The organism is Actinoallomurus sp. NPDC050550 (genome assembly GCF_040655075.1).
Lineage (GTDB): Bacteria > Actinomycetota > Actinomycetes > Streptosporangiales > Streptosporangiaceae > Actinoallomurus.
The window spans coordinates 27,075-47,744 of record NZ_JBFAJC010000034.1; the positions used below are offsets into that span (position 1 = coordinate 27,075).

The window sequence follows — 20,670 nt, forward strand, 5'->3', positions numbered from 1 at the left end:
GCACCTCGGCGGCTGGGCCATGCCTCGCACCAGTGGGTACGACCGTCGTGTGCCGGAGCTTCCCGATGTCGAGGGGTTCCGCCGGGTGCTGGCCGAGCACACCGGTGAGCCGATCACGGCCGTGCGCGTACGGGATGCGGGCGTGCTCCGCGGGACCAGCGCGCGGGCGCTGGACGACGCGTTGCGCGGCCACCGGTTCGAGGAGCCGTGGCGGCGGGGGAAGTGGCTGGTCGCCCCGGCCGGCGGTCCGGTGCTGATCCTGCACTTCGGCATGACCGGTTCGCTGTCGTGGCATTCGCCGGACGAGCCGCCGGACCGGTACGACCGCGTGGTGTGGAACCTCACCGACGGTGAGCTGCGCTTCCGGGACATGCGCAAGCTGCAGGGCGTACGCCTCGCGGACGATGAGGAGCAGGCCGCGCGGGTGCTGGGCGATCTGGGCCCGGACGCCCTCGAGGTGTCCCGCAAGGACTTCGGTGGCCTGCTCGCCGGCCGTCGTGGGCGGCTCAAGTCGGCGCTGACCGATCAGTCCCTCCTCGCCGGCCTCGGGAACCTGCTCGCCGACGAGATCTGCTGGCGCGCTCGGATCAGCCCGTTGCGGGCGGTGACGGATCTGGACGAGGCGGACCTGGCGGCCCTGCACAAGGCGATGCGATGGACGTTGCGGGAGTCGGTCAAGGTGGGGCGGGTTCCGCCGCGCGAGACCTGGTTGACCGGGGCCCGCGACGAGCGGGAGGGCGCGTGCCCGCGCTGCGGCACCACGTTGTCCCGGCGCCGCGTCGCGGGCCGTACGACCGTCTGGTGCCGTAAGTGCCAGCCGCCCTGACGAGGGGTTCAGGCTCTGCGGGCGACGCCGGCGTACATCCAGCGGGTGTCGCTGACCGCGCCGGGGTCGGGCCGCCACTCGGGCACCCAGACGACGCCGGGCTCGAGCAGGTCGAAGCCGTCGAACAGGGCCTCGACCTGCTTGCGGTTCCGGTCGTGGATGGCGACGGTGGCGTTCTTCCAGGCGTCTCCGGCCCGCACGCCCGCCTCCCCGTGCCCCTCGCTCGTGCTGTGGGAGGCGATCAGGAGGCTGCCGGGGGCCATCGCCTCGCGGAATGCCGCGATCGTGGCGCGTGCCTCGTCGTCGGTGGCGAAGTGGAGGACCGCCAGCATGAGTACGGCGACCGGCTCGTCGAAGTCGATGAGCGACCGGGTCTTGGAGTGGTCGAGGACGGCGGCCGGTTCGCGGAGGTCGGCCTGGATGACGGCGGTGGTGTTGGACGGCGGCAGCAGCGCGCGGGCGTGGACGAGGACGATCGGGTCGTTGTCGACGTAGACGACGTGGGCGTCCGGGGCGAGCGACTGGGCGACCTCGTGGACGTTGCCCTGGGTGGGCAGGCCGGTGCCGAGGTCGACGAACTGCCGGATGCCGCTCTCGATGGCGAAGCGGACGGCTCTGCCGAGGAAGGCGCGGTTGTCCCGGGCGGCGCGGGGGATGTCGGGCCCGGCGTCGATGGCGACCTGGGCCGCGGCCCGGTCGGCGGCGTAGTTGTCCTTGCCGCCGAGGAAGACGTCGTAGATGCGGGCCGGGCTGGGCGTCTTGACGTCGATGCCCGGTGGGGCCTGCTCTTGCTCCCGTTTGGTCCAGCTCGCCACCGGGTCCGTCGGGTTCGTCACGACCGCCACCCCCTCATGGTCGCCGATCGGCTCTGGTCGGCTCGTGAAGATCATCGTACTGACCGGTACGGGTACAGGTGCCGCTATCTACCACAAAGCCTCGCCTGGCACGCGAAACGGCGGGCCCGGTCGCGTTGGCCGGGCCCGCCGTTCAGCCGGTCGTCAGAAGGCGCCGGTTCCGTTCGGGGTGCCCAGGCCGGTCGGGCCGTCCCAGCCGGTGCGGGCCTTGCACAGCTGCGAGGGGGAGCAGCTGCCGTTGCTGCCGGAGGTCACGTCGAACAGCGACCCGGAGTGGGTGTACGGGTAGTTGTTGTCGATGCTCGCGGCGTTGCCGGCCAGGCCGAACACGCCGGCGATGACCGGTGCGGCGACGCTGGTGCCGCCGAAGACCATCCAGCCGCTCTGGCCCTGGTAGGCGGTGCTGTCGTAGACGGCGACGCCGGTGGCGGGGTCGGCGACGGCGGAGACGTCGGCGACGGCGCGGCGAGAGCAGCCGGTTCCCACGCCGGACTGGCCCGACAGGGCGGTGTTGTAGGACGAGCAGCCGCTGCCCGCGCCGTTCCAGGCGGTCTCGGTCCAGCCGCGGCTGTTGCTCGCGGTCTTCAGCGAGGTGCCGCCGACGGCGGTGACGTAGTGCGAGGAGGCCGGGTACTCGACGCCGTAGCCGTTGTCACCCGAGCTGACGGTGATCGCCTTGCCGGGGTGGTTGTAGTACGAGCCGTACGTCGAGTCCGAGGCGTCGGAGCCGCCGTAGCTGTTGCTGATGACGTTCGCGAGCTTGGCGGCGGTGTTCTCCGCGGTGCCGAGGTTGGCGAAGGAGGGAGAGGTGGCCTCGACGAGCACGATCTTGCAGCTGGGGCACACGGCGGAGACCATGTCGAGGTCGAGGGAGATCTCCTGTGCCCAGCCGCCGTCCGTCGCCGGGTAGGACGTGCCGCCGGTCTGGTTGACCTTCTTGAAGCAGCCGTTGGCGGTCGTGCAGGCGGGCAGCCCGAACTGGCTGCGGTAGACGCCGAGGTCGGCCTCCGCGGTGGGGGCGTTGTAGGCGTCGACGATGGCGACGGTCTGGCCGGAGCCGCCGGTGGTCGGCAGCTTGTAGGCGCTCCGCAGGTTCGCCGGTGAGATGCCGGACGGGGCGGCGGCCTTGTGGCGTACGGCGGCGGCGCTGGTGGCGACGTCGCTGCGGACGAGGGCGTTGCAGCTCGCGCGGCCGGCGCGCGGCGTGGAGCAGGCGTGGTGGAACGGGTGCTGCGCCACGGCTGCCGTCGGGGCGGCCGCGCTCGTGGCGGCGGCCGGTGCGGCAGAGGCGGGGGTGGACAGGAAGGGGACCAGGGCGAGGATCAGCCCGCCCACCAGGGTCCCGGCGGTGCGTCGTCGCATGTGCTCTCCTCAGAGCGGCGGGGGAACGACGACAAGATCCTCACATAGGTAACGACAACACCAAAAGACCCCAATTTCGTCGCATTTTCAGCAACACCTGCCAAATGTGTAAAGACCCCTGACAGAAGCTGTGCCTGGCCAGCCCATATCGAACTCCCCTGTCAAGGCCGAGACAGTAAAGCGATCGTAAAGCCCACCCGGTGAGCACTGCCGAGGCGCGGCCGCCGGCAGGGCCTGCCGCGCCTCGGAGCTCGAGGGGGATCAGACGATCGCGGTCACCTCGACCTCGAGGAGCGCGCCGGGCACGAACAGCCGGGAGACCTCCACGGTCGTGCTGGTCGGGGGCGGGCCGGTGAAGCGCGGCAGCCGCGCCTCGCCGTACTCCCCGATCCGGTCCATGTCGGTGAGGAACGTCCGGATGTGGACGACGTGCGCGAGCGTCGCGCCGTGCGCCGCGAGGATCTTCTCGATGGCGTCCATCACGAACTCCGCCTGGGCGCGCATGTCGTTCTGGCCGACGAGCCTCCCCTCGGCATCGACCGCGACCTGGCCGGACAGGACGAGCATGGTCTTGTCGCCGAGTTCGATCCGCGCCACGTGGGAGTACCGCCCGGCGGGCGGGGCGGGGACGGCGGCGGGATTGTCGAAGACGATCATTCGAGCACCTTTCGGGTTCTTTCAAGCACCTTTCCCAGATCGGCCTCCTGGTCGGAAGCGCCCCGCAGTCGCTGCCGTACGGCGTCGAGCACGGGGAGCGCAGCGACGTCCAGCGCGAGCCCGACGTCCTTGGCGGCCAGCCCCAGGGGGAAGTCGGCGCCGTCCGCGCGGATGCGGGCAACGGCTCCGGCCAGGGGTCCCTCGGCGAGCAGGCCGAGGGGGTCGGGGACACCGAGCCCGGCACCGAGCTCGGCCAGGTCGGCGGTCAGCGCGACGGCGCCGATGACGGCGTTGATCAGCAGGATCTTGCGGGCCGCTCCCGCACCGAGTTCGCCGCAGCGCACGACGGTGCCGAAGGTCGCGAGGAGGTCCGCGACCCGGTCGACGTCCCCGCCGGCCAGCACGGTGAGGGTGCCCGCGGCGGCGCGGTCGACGCTGCCCATCACCGGCGCGTCGACGACCGCGGGCATCCGCGCGGTGAGGCCGCGGACGGCCGCGGGCCCGACGGTGGACATCTCGATGAGACAGGCGTCGGGGCGCATCACCGGGGCGATCCGCCCGGCCACCGCCTCGAGCGCGGGGCCGTCCGCCAGCATCGTGATGACGACGTCGGCGGCACCGGCGGCCTCTTCGGGCGTCGCCGCGACCGCGGCTCCGGCCGCACCGAGGGGTGCGGCGCGCTCCGCCGTGCGGTTCCAGACGGTCAGGTCGTGCCCGGCGGACAGCAGTCGCCGGGCGAGGGGCGCTCCCATGCGCCCCAGTCCGAGAAAGGCGATCACGGAGAAGAGGCTAGGGAGAAGCCATGGTATTCCACCAGCGAATGTTCCTCATGGCATCCATGCGCGGCTAGCATGTCGACATGGATACCGCCCTGCTCGTCGTCTTCCAGGAGGTCGCCCGCCGGGGCTCGTTCACGGGTGCCGCGGAGGCCCTGGGGTACACCCAGTCGGCGGTCTCGCGGCAGATCTCCACGCTGGAGGGCGAGGTCGGCGCGGCCCTGTTCGACCGCCTGCCTCGCGGGGTCCGCCTCACCGAAGAGGGCCGGTCCCTGCTGCCGCACGCGTCGGCCATCACCGATCGTCTCGGGACGGCACGGGGCGACCTGCGGGCCCTGCGGGATCTGGCCGCCGGGCGGCTCCGGGTGGGGGCGTTCGCGACCGCCGACGCCGCACTGGTGCCGCAGGCGATGGCGGCGTTCCGCGCGGCGCACCCTCAGGTCTCGGTGTCGCTGGCCGAGGGGTTCGTCCGGGACCACGTCGCGCGCCTGGAGACCGGCGAGCTCGACCTGGCCATCGTCGCGGCGAGCGGAAGCGAGGATTTCGAGGGCCTGCGCCTGCGCCATCTGCTCGACGATTCGATGTTCGTCGCCCTGCACCCGGACCACCGTCTGGCCGGGCGAGAGGAGCTGCGGCTCGTCGAGCTGGCCGACGAGGACTGGATCGCCGGCAGCTCCCGCCCCGAGAACACCCTGATCAGCGCCGCGACACTCTCCGGGTTCCGGCCTCGGATCACCTACGTCGTCGGCGAGTGGATCGCCAAACAGGGCCTCGTCGCGGCGGGCCTGGGCGTCACGCTCATCCCGTCGCTGGCGGCCGGGGCGGCGCGCCCGGACACCGTGCTGGTGCCGCTGCATCCCGACGACTCGCCGGTGCGCTCGGTGTACGCCGCGACGGCCGCCGGCGTGACGGCACCTCCCGCGCTGACCGCGTTCCTGGGCTTCCTGGACGACGCCGTCGAAGGGGTACGCCACCCAACCAGTATTTCCTACATATCCGGTTGACTTTGTCCGTATTCTCGCCGACCATGACAGCGTGAGTCCTGGTCAGCTTCTCGTGATGCGCCTGCACGTCGACCTCCGGCGGCAGGCCAGCGCGCTGTGTGCGCCGACGCACTGAGCCCTCTCGCCGGCGACCGCGCCGGCCTGCCCTGAGCGCCCACGCGCTCCGAATCGACAGCTCACCGACGAAGGTCACACATCTCATGTCCTCACCCGCCCTGGATCTGGGGCAGGCGCGCCGGGCTGCCCGGCCGTGGGCACGCGTCCCACGGGCCTCCGGACTCTCGCGTCTCATCAGCCCGCTCGTCCTCATCCTGCTCTGGCAGGCCGCCGGCTCGTCCGGCCTGCTGCCGGAACGCCTCATCGCCGCGCCGGTGAAGATCGCCCGTACGGCGATCGACCTCACCGAGGCCGGGACCCTCCCGGAGGCGATCGCCGTCTCCCTCCAGCGCGTCGCCATCGGCTTCCTCATCGGGGCGGCCGCCGGAGTCGCGCTCGCGCTCGTCGCCGGGCTCAGCCGCCTCGGCGAGAACGCCGTCGACCCGCCGATGCAGATGCTGCGGACCCTGCCGTTCTACGGCCTGATCCCGCTGTTCATCCTGTGGTTCGGCATCGGCGAGACGCCCAAGATCGCACTGGTCGCCCTCGGGGTCGCCTTCCCGCTCTACCTCAACACCTACGCCGGTATCCGCGGTGTCGACGGCAGGCTCGCCGAGGCCGCCCGGACGCTGCGGCTCGGCCGGGCCGCGCTGATCCGGCACGTCATCCTGCCCGGCGCGCTCCCCCAGGCGCTGGTCGGGCTCCGGCAGAGCCTCGGCATCGCCTGGCTGGCCCTCATCGTCGCCGAGCAGGTCAACGCCGACGCCGGCCTCGGCTGGATGATCAACGACGCCCGGGAGTTCATGCGCACCGACGTGATCGTCGTCGGGCTCGTGGTCTACAGCGTGCTGGGCCTGCTCACCGACGCCCTCGTACGGCTCATCGAGAGGAGGGCCCTCGCATGGCGACGAGCCTTCCAACCCGCGTGACAACGGCCGGCCCGGCTCAGGCCACGCGTGTCGCGAGCGTTCGTGGCCTCACCCGTGTCTTCGGCGAGCGGACCGTCATCGACGGCCTCGACATCGACATCGAGCGGGGCGAGTTCGTGGCGCTGCTGGGACGCAGCGGTTCGGGCAAGTCGACGCTGCTGCGGGCGCTGGCCGGTCTCGACCCCGAGGCGACCGGCGCGCTGACCGTCGACGGGACCGTCGCGGTCGCCTTCCAGGAGCCGCGGCTGCTGCCGTGGAAACGCGTGATCGACAACGTGGCGCTGGGCCTGGACCGGCCGAAGGAGGCGGCGTACGCCGCCCTGGAGGAGGTCGGGCTGACCGGCCTGGCGAAGGCGTGGCCGCTCACGCTGTCCGGCGGCGAAGCGCAGCGCGCCTCGTTGGCGCGTGCCCTCGTCCGCGAACCCGACCTGCTGCTGCTCGACGAGCCGTTCAGCGCGCTCGACGCGCTGACGCGGATCACCATGCACCGGCTCGTGCTGGACCTGTGGACAGGGAAGGACGAAGGCCGCCTGAGCGTGCTCCTCGTCACCCACGACGTGGACGAGGCGCTCCGGCTCGCCGACCGCGTGCTCGTCCTCGGTGAGGGCCGGATCGCGCACGAGACGCACGTCGGCGTCGCCCGCCCGCGGTCCGCCGGGGACCTGATCGAGCTGCGTACCGAACTCCTCGGCCGGCTCGGAGTGAAAGAGGACAACCGATGAAGAGGCTTCTCGCCGTGCTGAGCGTCGCCGTCGTGGCGGTGGCCGGCTGCGGGGGTTCGGGGAGCGGCACGGACGCCGCGATCCGTAAGGACGGCTCGGTCGATCTGGGCAAGGTCACCCTCCACGTGGGGGACCAGAAGGCCGGAGTGCAGGTGATGCTGGAGGCCGCGCACGAGCTGTCCGGCGTCAAGTACAAGATCACCTGGTCGCAGTTCACCTCCGGTCCCCCGCTGCTCGAGGCCGCGAACGCGGGCGCGATCGATGTCGGCGGCGTGGGCAACACGCCGCCGATCTTCGCCGCCGCGGCCGGCTCGAAGATCACCGTGATCGGCGCGGGCTCCCAGGACGTGCGGGCCCAGGCGGTCCTCGTGCCGAAGAACTCCCCGATCCGCACGATCCAGGACCTGAAAGGGAAGCGGATCGCGCTGGCCAAGGGCAGCTCGGCGCACGCGCTGCTGCTGGGCGTGCTGAAGAAGGCGGGGCTGGGCTTCACCGACGTCCGGCCGCAGTACCTCCAGCCCGCCGACGCCCTCTCGGCGTTCAGCGGAGGCAAGGTCGACGCCTGGTCGATCTGGGACCCGTACCAGGCCCAGGCGCAGGCCCAGACCGGCGCCCGCACTCTCGTCAGTGGCGACGGGTTCACCAGCAACTACAACTTCACCGTCGCCTCCGCCCAGGCGCTGAAGGACAAGGCCAAGGTCGCGGCGCTGCGCGACTACCTGGCCCGCGTCGACCGCGCGTACGTCTGGACCGCGACCCACCGGACGGAGTGGGCGCAGACCTGGGCGCGGGAGATCGGCCTGCCCCTGCCGGTCGCGCAGGTCGCCGTCGACCGGCGGGTCACCCGGCCCGTACGGCTCGACGCGACCGTGACCGGCGCGGAGCAGTCCCTCGCGGACGCGTTCACCGACGCGAAGCTGCTGCCCGGCCGGGTGAAGTTCGCCGACTTCGTCGACCCCCGCTTCAACGACGTCGTCCCTGGAGGATCATCGTGACCGCGTTCCACTGGTTCCTGCCCACGAGCGGCGACGGCCGCACCCTCGTCGGCGGCGGCCACGGCGCCGACGTACGCGGGGTGCAGCGCGAGCCCGACATCGAGTACCTCGCGCAGATCGCCCGTACCGCCGAACAGCTCGGCTTCGAGGGCGTGCTGACCCCGACCGGCACCCTGTGCGAGGACGCGTGGCTGACGACGGCCGCGCTGACCCGCGAGACGACGCGGCTGAAGTTCCTCGTGGCGTTCCGTCCCGGCGTGCTGTCGCCGACGCTCGCCGCGCAGATGGCCGCGACGTACCAGCGGCTGTCCCGCGGGCGGCTGCTGCTCAACATCGTCACCGGCGGGGAGACCACCGAGCAGGCGCGGTTCGGGGACCACCTCGGGCACGACGAGCGGTACGCGCGCACCGACGAGTTCCTGTCGATCCTGCGCGGCGCGTGGAGCGGCACGCCGTTCGACTTCTCCGGCATCTACTACGACGTCGAGGGCGCCACCGTGCGCGAGGCGCCGGACCCCGCGCCCCGGCTGTACTTCGGCGGGTCGTCCGGCGCGGCGGGCCCCGTGGCGGCGCGGCACGCGGACGTCTACCTGACATGGGGCGAACCACCCGAGCAGGTGCGGAACAAGATCGAGTGGGTCCGGGAGCTGGCCGCGAAGGAGGACCGTACGCCGCGATTCGGCATCCGGCTGCACGTCGTGACCCGCGACTCGGCGAAAGAGGCCTGGGCGGCCGCGAACCGGCTGCTCGACGACCTCGACCCGGCCGAGATCGCCGCGGCGCAGAAGGGGCTCGCGCGCAGCGAGTCGGTCGGCCAGCAGCGGATGCGCGCCCTCCACGAGAACTTCCGGAACGGCGGATCGAGCCACGACCTGGAGATCCACCCGAACCTGTGGGCGGGCGTCGGCCTCGTACGGGGCGGCGCCGGCACCGCGCTGGTCGGCAGCCACACCCAGGTCGCCGAGCGGATCGAGGAGTACGCCGCGCTCGGCATCGACGAATTCATCCTCTCCGGCTATCCGCACCTGGAGGAGGCGTACTGGTTCGGCGAAGGCGTCCTGCCCGAGCTGGCCCGCCGCGGTCTCCTGGAGGCGGCGTGAGCGGGCCGCGGGGACGCGACGCCGTTCGCACATGGGAGTGGCGACCGAGGGCGCCCCGTACACGAGTGGGAGAGACGGCATGAGCGAGGGACACGGCGTGGGTGACGACCGAACGGTCGCGAACGGGGACGGTCCGTCGCGGAACGGGCTCGCGGCGGGTTCCGACGGGGTCCCGCCGCGCCTCGGGACGCGGGTCGTCGTGCTGGTCGGAAACCCGCGCCCGGAATCGCGGACGCACACCGTCGCCGCCCGTACGGCTCGGGCGATCGCCCCGGGGACCACGCCCGAGACGGTGGACCTGACGGAGCTCGCCGATCGGCTGTTCAGCCGGGCTCCGTCCCCGCGGCTGGACGACGCGGTGACGAAGGTCGCCTCGGCCGACCTCCTCATCGTGGCCAGCCCGACCTACAAGGGCACCTACACCGGCCTGCTCAAGGCGTTCCTCGACCGGGTGCCGTCCCTGTCCGGCGTGACCGCGCTGCCGCTGCTGGTGATGGGGTCGCCCCGGCACGCGCTCGCGGTCGAGGTCCACCTGAGGCCGCTGCTCGTCGAGCTCGGCGCGAGCGTCCCCACGCCGGGACTGGCCGTGGTCGAGGCCGACCTCGGCCGCCTGGACGAGATTCTGGCCGAATGGGCGGCGACCGTACGCCTCCCCGAGGCCGTCTGGTGACCGTCCCTCGGTGAGGAGGCGAACGGTGATGGGCACACGCGTGGGACAGACCCCCGTGGTGGACGGGGACAGCTTCCGGCGGGCACTGGGCCGGCACGCCGCCGGCGTGGTCGTGGTGACCGGGCCGGGACCCGCCGGGCTGACGGCCACCTCGTTCACCTCCGTCAGCCTCGATCCGCCGCTGGTGTCGTTCTGCGTCGGGCGTACGTCGACGACCTGGCCGGACCTGCGGGAGGCGCCGACCTTCGCGGTCAACGTGCTGGCGACCGACCAGGCGGAGATCGCGTCCCGGTTCGCCGGGCGCGGGATCGACCGGTTCGCGCCGCCGACGTCGTGGCACGCCGGGCCGGGTGACGTGCCGATCCTCGACGGGACCGCCGCGCACCTGCTCTGCGAGCCGTACGACACGGTCGCGATGGGGGACCACTGGCTCGTGGTGGGGCTGGTCGTCGACACCGGTCTCGGCGCGCCGGGCGTGCCCCTGCTCTACCACCGCGGCCGGTACGGCCGGTTCAGCCCGCACCCAGGATGACCGGCGGGTTTCACTGAAAGTTTCGACGCCAGTGGTTTCTGTGAAAACGTCGTCACCCTGCGTCGTTCGCCGTAAGGTAGAGGCCACCTGCCGACGTTGCGCGGGAGGAGGCACATGGAGCGCTGGTTCGCCCAAAGATCCGTCGGAGAGCTGCTGCCCGGAGACCACGCGTGGTTCTCCTACGCCGACCGGGAGGAGCAGGAACATGTGGTGGGTGCCTTCCTCCACGACGGTCTCGCCGGATCCGACAAGGTCATCTACATCACCGACGCCGGGCCGGACGACCTGCCCGACCTGCGGTCGCGCTACCGGCTCGACCCGGAGTCCTACCTCCGCAGCGGGCAGCTGGCGATCCTGCCGCAGGCGGAGACCTGCCTGACCCGTGGCGTGTTCGACCCCGCGCGGATGAGCACCACCCTGCAGAAGGTCCTCGAGCGGGCGGAGACGGAGCGCTTCCGCGGCGTTCGCTTTACGGTCGACATGACCTGGGCGTTCCAGCAGGAGCGGGGCCGCGACGGCGTTCTCGAGTGTGAGGCCCGGGTGGACGCCGCGATCTCCCCGAGTACGATGGCCATCGCGATATGCCAGGTCGACGCGCGTTCCTGTACACCAGAAGAACTCACCGCGCTGAAGGAGAGGCACGAGGTGCTCGTGGGCGCCGATCCCTACTTCGACGACGGAATCCTGAGCATCACGCCGACGTTCCGGCCACGTGGCCTGCGTCTCAGTGGCGAGCTCGACGGCGCGCGGCACGCGGTGTTCGCCGAGTCGCTGCGGAAGGTCATCGATCGTGGTGGTGACGTGCACCTCGACCTCGCCGACCTGCGATTCGTCGACCTGGGTGCGCTCAGCATGATGGCGGGTGTCGCGATGCACGTCGGCGCCCGGGTCGTCCTCGACAACCCGTCCGCTCACCTGGCGGACATCGTCGAGCTCGTAAGCAGCCGGCTGCTGCCATGGCTGGAGATCGGCAATGGTGAGGCCCGATGACGCGACTGATCCACCAGGTCCTGATGTACGACAACGAGAAGGACATCCTGGACATGGTCGTGCCGTTCGTTCAGGAGGGCCTCGGCGCGGGTGAGGCGGTGCTCACGGTCGGGACGGCACCCAATCTCTCCTGCCTGCGTCAGGCCCTGGGCACCGACTCCGACGCCGTCGAGTTCGCCGACTCCGCCTCCTGGTACGTCCAGCCGACGCGCACCATCGCCAACTACAGCTCGTTCATCGCCGAGAACGCCACCGCCCGGATCAGGGTCGTCGCGGAGCCCGGCTGGGCGACCGGGACCGCGGCCGAGATATCCGAGTGGACGAGATACGAGTCCATCATCAACCAGGCGTTCGCCGACATCAGCGCCTCGGTGCTGTGCCTCTACGATCGGCGCACCACCGACCCCGGGCTGCTCGACGGCGCGCTGCGCACCCATCCCCGGCTCATGGAGGGCGCCTGCTCGCGCTGTAATGACGCCTACCTCGACCCGGCGGTCGTCCAGGCGCAGGTGGACCGCGATCCGCTGCCCTCCCCGCCGCCCGGCGCGGTCCGGCTCCCGATCGACGATATGGACCTGAGCCCGCTGCGTTCCTTCATCGGCGGCCACGCCCGCCACCACGGCATGTCCCGGCCCCGGATCAACGACCTGCTGGTCGCGGCGACGGAGGTCGCGACCAACGCCATCCGGCACGGCCGGGCCCCGATCAGCTGCCAGATGTGGCGGGACGACGACGACCTGATCGTCGAGGTGACCGACGCGGGTCACTGGCAGCCGGACCCGGTCCCCGGTTTCGTCCCGCCCGACCCCGCCTCCCTGTCGGGCTTCGGGCTGTGGGGGGTTCGCATGCTGTGCGCACTGGTCCAGCTGCGCACCGGCCCGGACGGGACGACGGTCCGGCTGCACGTCCCCTGCCGCTGACCCCTTGTCGTCGGTCGGCGGTCCCGTGCGTACGGCTCCTCGTCAGCCGAGCGCCGCGACGAAGCGTTCCGCGTCCTCGGCCCCCATGCCCGTCTCCGCCTGGACGAGCGCGACGGCGCCGGCGAAATCACCGGTGTCGCGGATCTGCCGGGCCCGCTCGGCGACGCTACCGGGCCCGCCGGGTACGTACGGACCCGGTTCGGGCAGGGGACCGCTGCGCAGGGCGTCGACGATCTGCTTGGCCTCCTTGAGCCCGAGCCCGGTCGCCTGCCGGACCTCCTTGATCGCCAGAATCGGCTTGTTCTCCCCCAGGAGGACGCGCACCCGGGCCTGCAGCGCGGCCGGCACCGCCATCGGCACGCCCATCGGCGTCATCGGCGCGCTCATCGGCGGCAGGGGCGCACCCATCGGCGGCATGGCTGCACCCATTGGCGGGACGGGTCCGGTCGGCGGCCGGGACGAGCTCGAGTTCCTGGCGACGCCGACGACCACGATGACGAGAACGACGACGAAGACGACACCGGCCAGACCGATCAACATCACCACGGCACCCATGCCTGGATTGTGGCAGATCAGTGATGTGTCGGTCGCGGCGCGTTCGGGAGCCTCGTCGGTGACGCGTTCGGCGTCGGGATGCCCGGGTGCGTGGGGCTCGGGGTCGGCGGAACCGTGACCTTTCGGCGGGCCCCCGGTGGCTTCGTCGCCCGTGGATGGGGAGGCGCCTCGGTTCGCGACGGGGTGGTCGTCGGCGCCGGCGAGGGCGTCGTCGACGGTGAGGGCACGGCCGTCGCGGGAGGAGGAGCCAGCGGCACGCTGCGCCGACCGGGGTGATCGGGCTTGAGGAGTCCCCAGGCGAGCAGGGCGATGCCGGCGACCGCCGCCGCCGCGAGGAGCATCCGCGGCCACGCGGGGACGGTCCTCCTCGGCGTCGCCGAACCTCGGTAACGCTCGATCAGCTCGGCGTCCGGCTGGATGCCCTCGGCCGCGCGCCGGTAATGCTCGCGGAGCAGGGCATCGAGGTCGTCACTCATGAGCCGCTCCTTCCTCCGCCAGTTGCCGCCGCAGCGCCGCCATCGCCCGCGACGTATGACTCTTCACCGTGCCCCGGGAGATGCCGAGCGCCTCCGCGATCTCGTGTTCGCTCAGGTCGCACCAGTAGCGAAGCACCACCACGGCCCGCTGCTTGACGGGCAGCGTCGCGAGGACGTCGTCGAGCGGGGCTCCGCCCGCGTCGTGGTACATCGGACGCGATCCGGTGATCCGCTCGACATCGCCCGTACCGCCGACGAGGAGATCGGGCCGCCTCTTGCGGCGCTTGTGGTGGTCGATGGCGAGGTTGACCAGCACCTTGCGCGCGTACGCCTCCGGCTGATGCCCGCCGCGCAGGATCCGCGCCCAGCGCCGCGCGACCCGCTCGTACGTGGTCTGCAGCAGGTCCTCGGCGAGGTGCCGGTCGTAGACGAGGAACACCGCGGTGCGCAGCAGGCGGCCCGCGGAGGCGGTGACGAACTCGTCGAACGTGAGCTCGTCACCACTCACTCCGCAGGCCTCCTCACGGCTCAGGGTGGACAGTGTCCCACCTATCCCCGGCCCGGTATGGACGGAACGGGCGTCGGGGACGGCCCGCACTCCGGGGGGCTCGTCGGCACCGGCCGCGGCTTCCCGGGAGCCGTGGTCGGTCGCGGCTTCCCGGGAGGCGCAGTCGGCCGTGGCTTCCCGGGAGCCGTCGTGGGCCGCGGCTTACCCGTAGGCGTCGGCGACGGCGGTACGACGGCGACGCAGGTCGGCCGGGGGTGCGGCACCTTCGTCGGGGTGGGTCGCGGCTTCCCGGGCCTGGTCGGCTTCGCGGTCGGCACTCTCGTCGGCGTCGGCACGGGGACCGCCGTCTGCGTCGGCCTGGCGGACGGGAGCCTGGAGGAGTCGGCGACGTTCTTCGTCTTGTGGTCAGAACTCCCGGCGATGGCGGCGCCGCCCGCCCATACGCCCGCGAGCACGGCGACGGCCGCGCCGGCCCCGGCGAGAGTGAATGTCGTCCGGCGACGTCTGCGATCGGTCATTGAAAGATCCCTTCGTTTCCGTACACCCCCCTCAACCCCTCCTCCGGGTCGATCGGTTGTCATGGTCTTTGACGGAGTCGGCGCGACCGGCCAGGCTTGTTGCGATGGAGCCTTCCGACTTCCTCACCCGGCTGCGGGCCGAGAGCGCGCACCTCGCCGCGTTCGCCGCCCACCGCGACCTCGGCGCGCCGGTCCCGACCTGCCCCGGTATGAACGTCGGCGAGATCCTCCGGCACCTGGGCAGCGTGCACCGCGTGGTCCTCGGCTGGGTCCGGGGGCAGCACCGGCCGGAGGTCTGGGAGCGCGAGCCACCGGACGGGGATGTCGTCGGGTGGTTCCGCGCCGGAGCCGCCGAACTGCACGACGAGCTGAGCGGGCACCGCCCCGACGAGCCCTGCGACACCTGGTCGCCGGACGACCACACCGTCGGATTCTGGTGGCGGCGCATGGCGCACGAGATCACCGTGCACCGCGTGGACGTCGAGACGGCGTACGGCCCGATCGGCCCGATCGACGCGGGATTCGCCGCCGACGGCGCCGACGAGGTCCTGTCACTGTTCCTCGTCCATCGCCGGGGCGACGACGAGACGCACGGCCCGGTCCGCACCGTTGGCGTCGCGGCCGGATCGCACGTGTGGCGGGTCACGCTCCGGCCCGCGGCGGCCGAGGTCACCCGGGAGCTCCCCGACGACGCCGACGCGGTCGTGATCGGCGACCCGGTCGCCGTCTACCTGTGGCTGTGGGGGCGCCGTGCCGACGACGCCGTACGCGTGTGCGGCGACCGCCAGTCAGCGGCCGCACTACGCGCCGCCCTCGCCACCGCCACCCGCTGATCCACGGAACCCGTGGACCGCCTGCTCCCCGCGGACCGGCCGGAAGAGAGCACCGGCTGACAGTGGCCGGACATGCGAAGAGCCCGGATGACCGGCCCCTCGGGGCGGTCATCCGGGCTCTGTCGGCGACGGTCAGCGGCCGCCTCAGTGGCGCGCCGGTGGACGGCCGGTCACTTGACCGGGGTCTCCTTGCTGCAGAGGTGGTCGCCGGCCGCCGTGTCCAGGCACTTCTGGACGGAGATCGTCACCTTGCCCACCTGGGTGACCTTCTTCACGGTGTACTTGACCGTGAAGGTGCGGCCCTTCGGGGTGTCGGTGCGGTACTTCGCCGCCTTCTGCGCCTTGCCGGAGAGCTTGACGCGAACGATCACGCTCGCCACCCCGGTGTCGCCGGGGCTGTAGTCCTGGATGTTCCCGGTGATCGTGAAGGTCCTGTCCTTGCGGGCCCAGTGCCCCTTGGTCCGGGCGTCCGCGGGCTTGACCTTCTTCCCCAGGTCCCACGAGTGCGGCAGCTTGGGCTTGGCGGCAATGGTGGCGGCGGACGCCGTCGACGCTCCTGCCCCGATGACGGCGATGGCAGCGGCGACGATCACAGCCGGTTTCCGCATTTGGCGATTCCTTCGTCGAAGATCACGGCCCGAACCCCCGCAGGTCGGCGGGCATGGTGCAGCCGTGAGTGATGGGTTGGATACCCATCGACTATCGCCGCGGCGGCCGACCGAAGGTAGAGGCCCAGGGCTCAACTTCCCGCGGGCCGATTGGGCCCCAGGCCCTACGGTCGCGTACGGATACGGTCCGCGAGGGCCGCGAACGCTTTGCCACGGTGGCTGATGGCGTCCTTCTCCTCCGGCGCCATCTCGGCGGTCGTGCGGGTGTCGCCTTCGGGCACGAAGATCGGGTCGTAGCCGAAGCCGCCCGTGCCGCGCGGCACGGCGATGACGACGCCGTCCAGCCGGCCCTCGACGGTCTCCTCCTCGCCCGAGGGCCACGCGATGGCGGCCACGCAGACGAACCGGGCGCCACGATGCTCGGGCGCCACGTCGGACAGCTGCCCGAGGAGCAGGTCGAGGTTGCCCTGGTCGTCGCCGTGCCCGCCGGACCAGCGGGCGGAGAACACGCCCGGCATGCCGTTCATGGCGTCGACGCACAGGCCGGAGTCGTCGGCGACGGCGGGCAGCCCGGTGTGCGCGGCGATCGCGCGCGCCTTCAACAGCGCGTTTCCGGCGAACGTCAGCTCGGTCTCGGGGACCTCCGGCGCGTCCGGGAACTCCTCGAGCCCGATCACGTCGATGCCGTCCAGGATCCGGCGCAGCTCGGCGATCTTCCCCTGGTTGCGCGTGGCGAGGACGATCTTCATGAGGCGAGGGCCTCCTGCTGGATTCGGGTGAGCTCGGCGCACCCGCCCGCCGCCAGGTCGACGAGCGCGTCGAGCTCGGCGCGGTCGAACGGCTGGCCCTCGGCGGTGCCCTGCACCTCGACGAAGCGGCCGTCGCCCGTGCACACGACGTTCATGTCCGTCTCGGCGGCGACGTCCTCCTCGTAGCACAGGTCGAGCCGCGGCTCGCCGTCGATGACGCCCACGCTGACCGCCGCGACCGAACCGACGAGGGGGCTGGTCTTCAACAGCCTGCGGCCGCGCATCCAGGCCACCGCGTCGGCGAGGGCGACGTACGCGCCGGTGATCGCGGCGGTGCGGGTGCCGCCGTCGGCCTCCAGCACGTCGCAGTCGAGGATGATGGTGTTCTCCCCCAGCGCCTTGTAGTCAACGCAGGCCCGCAGCGACCGGCCGACGAGACGCGAGATCTCGTGCGTGCGACCGCCGATCTTGCCCTTGACCGACTCGCGGTCGTTGCGGGTGTTGGTCGCGCGCGGCAGCATCGCGTACTCCGCCGTCACCCAGCCGAGCCCCGAGTCGCGCCGCCAGCGCGGCACGCTGGTCTGGACGGACGCGGCGCACAGCACGCGCGTGCGGCCGAACTCCACCAGCACGGAACCCTCGGCATGGGTGAGCCAGCCACGGTGGATACGGATGGGACGAAGCTGGTCGGCTGACCGACCGTCGGGGCGAGCCATGAACGTCACCCTATCGAGACCGCCGGGCCGGACAGGTTCAGAGTTCGTAGACGGCGCCCTGGGCGGCCAGCTCGATCGGGCCGCCGTAGCCGCTGGACTTGGCCTCGGCGAGGATGCTCGCTGAATCGTTCCAGGGGACAAGGTGGGTGAGGACGAGCCTCCCCGCGCCCGCCCGGGCGGCGTGCTCCCCCGCCTGACGGGCGCTGAGGTGCAGGTCCGGGGGGAGATCGGGCCGATCGAGGAACGACGCCTCCGCCAGCAGCAGGTCGACCCCGCGGGCCAGCTCGACGAGCTCGTCGCACTCGCCGGTGTCGCCGGAGTAGGCGATCGCCGTGCCGTCGTGCTCGACGCGGAAGCCGTACGCCTCGACGGGGTGGCTCATCGGCGCCGTCGTGATGGTGAACGGCCCGAGCCGGAACGCGCCGGGGCGCAGCGTGTGGAAGTCGAACGCCTGGCGCATCCCCGGGTCCAGGTCGAGGTCGTACGCCCGCGCCATCCGGTCGGCCACGCCCTCCGGCCCGTACACCGGGATCCGCGGCTTGGGACCTCCCGGCGCGTACGTGCGGGCGACCCAGTATCCGCAAAGGTCCAGGCAGTGGTCGGCATGCAGGTGGGACAGCAGGACGGCCTCGACCTCGTACAGCCCGATGTGGCGCTGCAGCGGACCGAGGGCTCCGCTGCCGAGGTCGAGCAGGATCGCGAAGCCGTCGGCTTCTAGGAGATAGCAGGACGCCGGGCTGTCCGGACCGGGGAAGCTCCCTGAACAGCCGATCACCGTGAGCCGCACGGGCCGACCTCCTAACGAGCGGTGGACGGAATGCCGACGATCGCGGATTCGACGAGCCCGATCTCCGGGCCGAGGAAGCGGCGGCCGAGGACGCCGAACGGCGTCGGGTCTCCAGTCGCCAGGAACCGGTGGCCGGGCTCCGGAGAACCCTCCGCGCGGGCCAGGCGACGGTCGTGCAACACCCGGAAGACGTCCTTGGCGGTCTCGTCGGCGCTTGATACGAGGGTTACCCCGTCACCGGCGACGTATGAGATGGCGCCGGTCAGCAGCGGGTAATGCGTGCAGCCGAGGATGAGGGTGTCGCACCCCGCATCGAGAACCGGCCGAAGGTAGCCGCGCGCGACGTCGAGGAGTTCGTCGCTCATGGTGATGCCCCGCTCCACGAACTCTACAAAACGCGGACACGCGACACTTGTCAGTGTCACATGAGGCGCAGCGGCGAACGCGTCCTCGTACGATCTGCTGGTCACCGTCGCAGGAGTCGCCACCAGCCCCACGCGGCCCGTACGGCTGGCGCTGACCGCGGCGCGCACGGCCGGCAGGATCACCTCGACCACCGGGACGTCGTAGCGTTCCCGGGCGTCGCGCAGCACGGCGGAGCTGGCGCTGTTGCAGGCGATCACGAGCATCTTCACGCCCTCGGCCACGAGGTGGTCGAGCACCTCGAGGGCGTAGGCGCGGAGTTCGGCGATCGGCTTCGGGCCGTACGGGAACCGCGCGGTGTCGGCGACGTAGATCAGCGATTCGTTCGGCAACTGGTCGAGGATGGCGCGGGCGACGGTCAGGCCGCCGACTCCGCTGTCGAAGATCCCAATTGGCGCGTCAGACATGATCCCAACAGGCTAAGAGACCTCCGATGCATCGGTGGCCCGATGCGCCGCACATCACACTGTGATTTCCAGTGCTTTAAGAGCGCATCCATTCCGCGCGGGCTCTTAAGAGCGGCCCCGGCCGACGCGGGCGATCTGCCGGCTCTGCGCGACGAGTCGTCCGGTGGAGTCCCAGACCTCGACCTCTTCGTCGAACCATCCGTCGCTGACGAGACGGCCCCGGCCGTGGACGGCCAGCCAGCCCGGTGCGGGGACGGCGCGCATGTGCCAGGTCAGCTCGACGGTCGGCGCCCAGCCGGACGCGCTCATGTTGAGCACCACGGGCGGCAGCGCGTCGACGGCGAGCGCGAGGAGGACGCCGTCGGGGTCGTACGGCTCGCGCAGCCGCAGGTGGGCGCGTATCTCGGGCACACCGCTGGGCCGCCCGTCGAGCCAGCCCATGGTGGCGGGGTCGTAGCGCAGGTCGATCCGCCGGGTGAAGCCGTTGTCGGCGTCGAACGTCACGCACTCCTCGACCGGGGGGATCTTCTCCTGACCGACCGAGTAGTCGGGCTCCGCGTCACCGTCGAGGGTGCCGGTGGTGATGAGCGCCTCGACCCGGTCCTGGCCCTCCTGAGCGAGGATGACGCGGGCCACCGTGGCCGTGCGCCCGGTCTTGCGAGGCTCGACCCGGACCTCGGCGGGCCCCGCCGCCACGGTGCGAAGGAAGCTCGCGCTGGTGGCGATCGGGTGCGGGTGCGCGGACTCGCCGATCGCCGCGCGGGCCAGCACCGCCATGAGGTAGCCGCCGTTGAGCGCACGCTCGAAGCCGTAGTCCCCGTCGAGGTCGACCACGTAGCACCCGTCCGCCACCTGCCGTATCGCCGTGGCCGCAGCGAAGCCGCTCATTCCCCACCTCATCGCCGAGTAGAACCGCATTCGGTCGATACCCTACCGGCCCAGTGGCCAACAACCGCGACAAGAAGCCCATATGGGACGATCGCCACACTGCGTCAGAGGTTGAGGTCGACCTCTTCCTCCTCCAGCAGCCGCAGGTTGATGTCCTGCGCCCACTCCGCCGCGAACCGCTTCACCCGCCGCACCTCGTCCAGCGTCAGCCCGTAGCCCTGGAACTCCTGGTCGTCGAGGAACTCGGCCGCCTCCAACCGTGAGACCAGCCGGTGCAGAGAGAAGTCCCGCTCATGCGAGCGGCAGAGCCACTCGAGTCGCTCGAAGCTGTATTGGCCGGCGAGCGACGCGGCGCGATGAGGTCACGCGCGATCCCTCGGTCGTGAACAGCCCGCATCTTCAGACCGACCGCGTCGTCGAAACCCACGACGGGACAGGAGTCCACCACGATGGGGCTCACTCGGAGCGAGGCCTTCATCAGGTCGACTTCGCAGACCTCTCCGGTCTGCGGGTCGCTGACGAGGAGACGGGCGAATCGGTAATTCCCCGGTTTGGCCTCGACAGCGAAGCCCTTTGCCCGATACCCCGCTACAACCCGAGCGGTCAGCTCGTCGACCGGGAGCGGGTGGTCGGTCGCAAAGTCGATGTCCTTACTCGGCCGGTCGACCAGCCCATGGGCCCGCATCGCGTATCCGCCCGCCAGGAATAACCCGTATGCCTCGCATAGATCGAGCCCTGCCTCGATGATCCGCCGATGAAACGGCGGCAT

General features: G+C 71.6%; 27 protein-coding genes. 12 read left to right on the forward strand and 15 right to left on the reverse strand.

Annotation, left to right across the window (positions count from 1 at the left end; all coding sequences use genetic code 11):
• Positions 1-49 precede the first annotated feature (49 nt).
• Positions 50-826 (forward strand): DNA-formamidopyrimidine glycosylase family protein, encoded by a 777-nt coding sequence (locus tag AB0I04_RS35555; protein WP_360894750.1) that lies wholly within the window; start codon positions 50-52, stop codon positions 824-826.
• Positions 827-834: 8 nt separating this feature from the next.
• Here the strand turns inward: AB0I04_RS35555 and AB0I04_RS35560 are convergent, their stop codons facing one another.
• The 4 genes from AB0I04_RS35560 to AB0I04_RS35575 all read right to left on the reverse strand — a co-directional run bounded on the left by AB0I04_RS35560 (position 835) and on the right by AB0I04_RS35575 (position 4,478).
• Positions 835-1,662 carry an SAM-dependent methyltransferase gene (locus AB0I04_RS35560; RefSeq protein WP_360894753.1) on the reverse strand — a complete coding sequence of 276 codons (828 nt, stop codon included), beginning with the start codon at positions 1,660-1,662 and terminating at the stop codon, positions 835-837.
• A gap of 162 nt (positions 1,663-1,824) precedes the next feature.
• Positions 1,825-3,042, reverse strand: a complete 1,218-nt coding sequence (locus tag AB0I04_RS35565; RefSeq protein WP_360894755.1) for a S53 family peptidase — start codon at positions 3,040-3,042, stop codon at positions 1,825-1,827.
• 261 nt (positions 3,043-3,303) lie between these two features.
• Positions 3,304-3,699, reverse strand: a complete 396-nt coding sequence (locus tag AB0I04_RS35570) for a RidA family protein (RefSeq protein WP_360894758.1) — start codon at positions 3,697-3,699, stop codon at positions 3,304-3,306.
• Positions 3,696-4,478: an NAD(P)-binding domain-containing protein gene (locus AB0I04_RS35575; protein WP_360894761.1), complete on the reverse strand. Its 783-nt coding sequence runs from the start codon at positions 4,476-4,478 to the stop codon at positions 3,696-3,698. The genes AB0I04_RS35570 and AB0I04_RS35575 overlap by 4 nt, the downstream gene beginning before the upstream one ends.
• 80 nt (positions 4,479-4,558) lie before the next feature.
• Here AB0I04_RS35575 and AB0I04_RS35580 point away from each other — a divergent pair, with 80 nt between their 5' ends.
• The 10 genes from AB0I04_RS35580 (at position 4,559) to AB0I04_RS35625 (ending at position 12,433) form a co-directional block, all read left to right on the forward strand.
• Positions 4,559-5,479: a LysR substrate-binding domain-containing protein gene (locus AB0I04_RS35580; protein WP_360894764.1), complete on the forward strand. Its 921-nt coding sequence runs from the start codon at positions 4,559-4,561 to the stop codon at positions 5,477-5,479.
• Positions 5,480-5,510: 31 nt separating this feature from the next.
• Positions 5,511-5,594, forward strand: coding sequence for a putative leader peptide (locus tag AB0I04_RS35585; protein WP_360895033.1), 84 nt, complete (start codon positions 5,511-5,513; stop codon positions 5,592-5,594).
• 85 nt (positions 5,595-5,679) lie between these two features.
• Entirely contained in the window at positions 5,680-6,504 is an 825-nt protein-coding gene (locus AB0I04_RS35590; RefSeq protein ID WP_360894766.1) for an ABC transporter permease, read from the forward strand.
• Positions 6,477-7,226 carry an ABC transporter ATP-binding protein gene (locus tag AB0I04_RS35595; protein WP_360894769.1) on the forward strand — a complete coding sequence of 250 codons (750 nt, stop codon included), beginning with the start codon at positions 6,477-6,479 and terminating at the stop codon, positions 7,224-7,226. Before AB0I04_RS35590 ends, AB0I04_RS35595 begins: the two co-directional genes overlap by 28 nt.
• Positions 7,223-8,221 carry an ABC transporter substrate-binding protein gene (locus AB0I04_RS35600; protein ID WP_360894771.1) on the forward strand — a complete coding sequence of 333 codons (999 nt, stop codon included), beginning with the start codon at positions 7,223-7,225 and terminating at the stop codon, positions 8,219-8,221. Before AB0I04_RS35595 ends, AB0I04_RS35600 begins: the two co-directional genes overlap by 4 nt.
• Entirely contained in the window at positions 8,215-9,321 is a 1,107-nt protein-coding gene (locus AB0I04_RS35605) for an LLM class flavin-dependent oxidoreductase (RefSeq protein ID WP_360895036.1), read from the forward strand. Before AB0I04_RS35600 ends, AB0I04_RS35605 begins: the two co-directional genes overlap by 7 nt.
• Before the next feature lie 79 nt (positions 9,322-9,400).
• Positions 9,401-9,991, forward strand: coding sequence for an NAD(P)H-dependent oxidoreductase (locus tag AB0I04_RS35610; protein ID WP_360894774.1), 591 nt, complete (start codon positions 9,401-9,403; stop codon positions 9,989-9,991).
• A gap of 28 nt (positions 9,992-10,019) precedes the next feature.
• A complete protein-coding gene (locus tag AB0I04_RS35615; RefSeq protein ID WP_360894776.1) occupies positions 10,020-10,523 on the forward strand; it encodes a flavin reductase family protein in 504 nt (167 codons plus the stop codon).
• Between the two features lie 114 nt (positions 10,524-10,637).
• Complete coding sequence (locus AB0I04_RS35620) at positions 10,638-11,513, forward strand: MEDS domain-containing protein (RefSeq protein WP_360894778.1); 876 nt, start codon at positions 10,638-10,640, stop codon at positions 11,511-11,513.
• Positions 11,510-12,433, forward strand: coding sequence for a sensor histidine kinase (locus AB0I04_RS35625; RefSeq protein WP_360894781.1), 924 nt, complete (start codon positions 11,510-11,512; stop codon positions 12,431-12,433). Before AB0I04_RS35620 ends, AB0I04_RS35625 begins: the two co-directional genes overlap by 4 nt.
• 42 nt (positions 12,434-12,475) lie before the next feature.
• Here the strand turns inward: AB0I04_RS35625 and AB0I04_RS35630 are convergent, their stop codons facing one another.
• Genes AB0I04_RS35630 through AB0I04_RS35640 form a run of 3 tightly spaced genes read right to left on the reverse strand, consistent with a single transcriptional unit; the run spans position 12,476 to position 13,972 of the window.
• Positions 12,476-12,988 carry a ribosomal protein L7/L12 gene (locus AB0I04_RS35630; RefSeq protein WP_360894784.1) on the reverse strand — a complete coding sequence of 171 codons (513 nt, stop codon included), beginning with the start codon at positions 12,986-12,988 and terminating at the stop codon, positions 12,476-12,478.
• 17 nt (positions 12,989-13,005) lie between these two features.
• Complete coding sequence (locus AB0I04_RS35635; RefSeq protein ID WP_360894785.1) at positions 13,006-13,464, reverse strand: hypothetical protein; 459 nt, start codon at positions 13,462-13,464, stop codon at positions 13,006-13,008.
• The gene (locus AB0I04_RS35640) at positions 13,457-13,972 is read right to left on the reverse strand and encodes a SigE family RNA polymerase sigma factor (RefSeq protein ID WP_360894788.1); all 516 of its coding nucleotides are present in this window, start codon (positions 13,970-13,972) and stop codon (positions 13,457-13,459) included. The genes AB0I04_RS35635 and AB0I04_RS35640 overlap by 8 nt, the downstream gene beginning before the upstream one ends.
• Before the next feature lie 622 nt (positions 13,973-14,594).
• On the opposite strand from AB0I04_RS35640, the gene AB0I04_RS35645 reads away from it, so the two are divergent.
• A complete protein-coding gene (locus AB0I04_RS35645; RefSeq protein WP_360894791.1) occupies positions 14,595-15,323 on the forward strand; it encodes a maleylpyruvate isomerase family mycothiol-dependent enzyme in 729 nt (242 codons plus the stop codon).
• Positions 15,324-15,493: 170 nt separating this feature from the next.
• On the opposite strand, the gene AB0I04_RS35650 is transcribed toward AB0I04_RS35645, so the two are convergent.
• From AB0I04_RS35650 to AB0I04_RS35685, 8 genes are all read right to left on the reverse strand, one after another.
• Positions 15,494-15,931 carry a hypothetical protein gene (locus AB0I04_RS35650; RefSeq protein WP_360894794.1) on the reverse strand — a complete coding sequence of 146 codons (438 nt, stop codon included), beginning with the start codon at positions 15,929-15,931 and terminating at the stop codon, positions 15,494-15,496.
• 164 nt (positions 15,932-16,095) lie between these two features.
• A complete protein-coding gene (gene rdgB / locus AB0I04_RS35655) occupies positions 16,096-16,680 on the reverse strand; it encodes an RdgB/HAM1 family non-canonical purine NTP pyrophosphatase (protein ID WP_360894797.1) in 585 nt (194 codons plus the stop codon).
• The gene (gene rph / locus AB0I04_RS35660) at positions 16,677-17,396 is read right to left on the reverse strand and encodes a ribonuclease PH (RefSeq protein WP_360894800.1); all 720 of its coding nucleotides are present in this window, start codon (positions 17,394-17,396) and stop codon (positions 16,677-16,679) included. The genes rdgB and rph overlap by 4 nt, the downstream gene beginning before the upstream one ends.
• A gap of 37 nt (positions 17,397-17,433) precedes the next feature.
• Positions 17,434-18,183, reverse strand: coding sequence for an MBL fold metallo-hydrolase (locus AB0I04_RS35665; protein ID WP_360894803.1), 750 nt, complete (start codon positions 18,181-18,183; stop codon positions 17,434-17,436).
• Between the two features lie 11 nt (positions 18,184-18,194).
• Positions 18,195-19,013, reverse strand: coding sequence for a glutamate racemase (gene murI, locus AB0I04_RS35670; RefSeq protein ID WP_360894806.1), 819 nt, complete (start codon positions 19,011-19,013; stop codon positions 18,195-18,197).
• A gap of 105 nt (positions 19,014-19,118) precedes the next feature.
• Positions 19,119-19,901 carry a thioesterase family protein gene (locus AB0I04_RS35675; protein WP_360894808.1) on the reverse strand — a complete coding sequence of 261 codons (783 nt, stop codon included), beginning with the start codon at positions 19,899-19,901 and terminating at the stop codon, positions 19,119-19,121.
• Positions 19,902-20,005: 104 nt separating this feature from the next.
• A complete protein-coding gene (locus tag AB0I04_RS35680; RefSeq protein ID WP_360894810.1) occupies positions 20,006-20,158 on the reverse strand; it encodes a hypothetical protein in 153 nt (50 codons plus the stop codon).
• Positions 20,107-20,670, reverse strand: coding sequence for a nucleotidyl transferase AbiEii/AbiGii toxin family protein (locus AB0I04_RS35685; protein WP_360895039.1), 564 nt, complete (start codon positions 20,668-20,670; stop codon positions 20,107-20,109). The genes AB0I04_RS35680 and AB0I04_RS35685 overlap by 52 nt, the downstream gene beginning before the upstream one ends.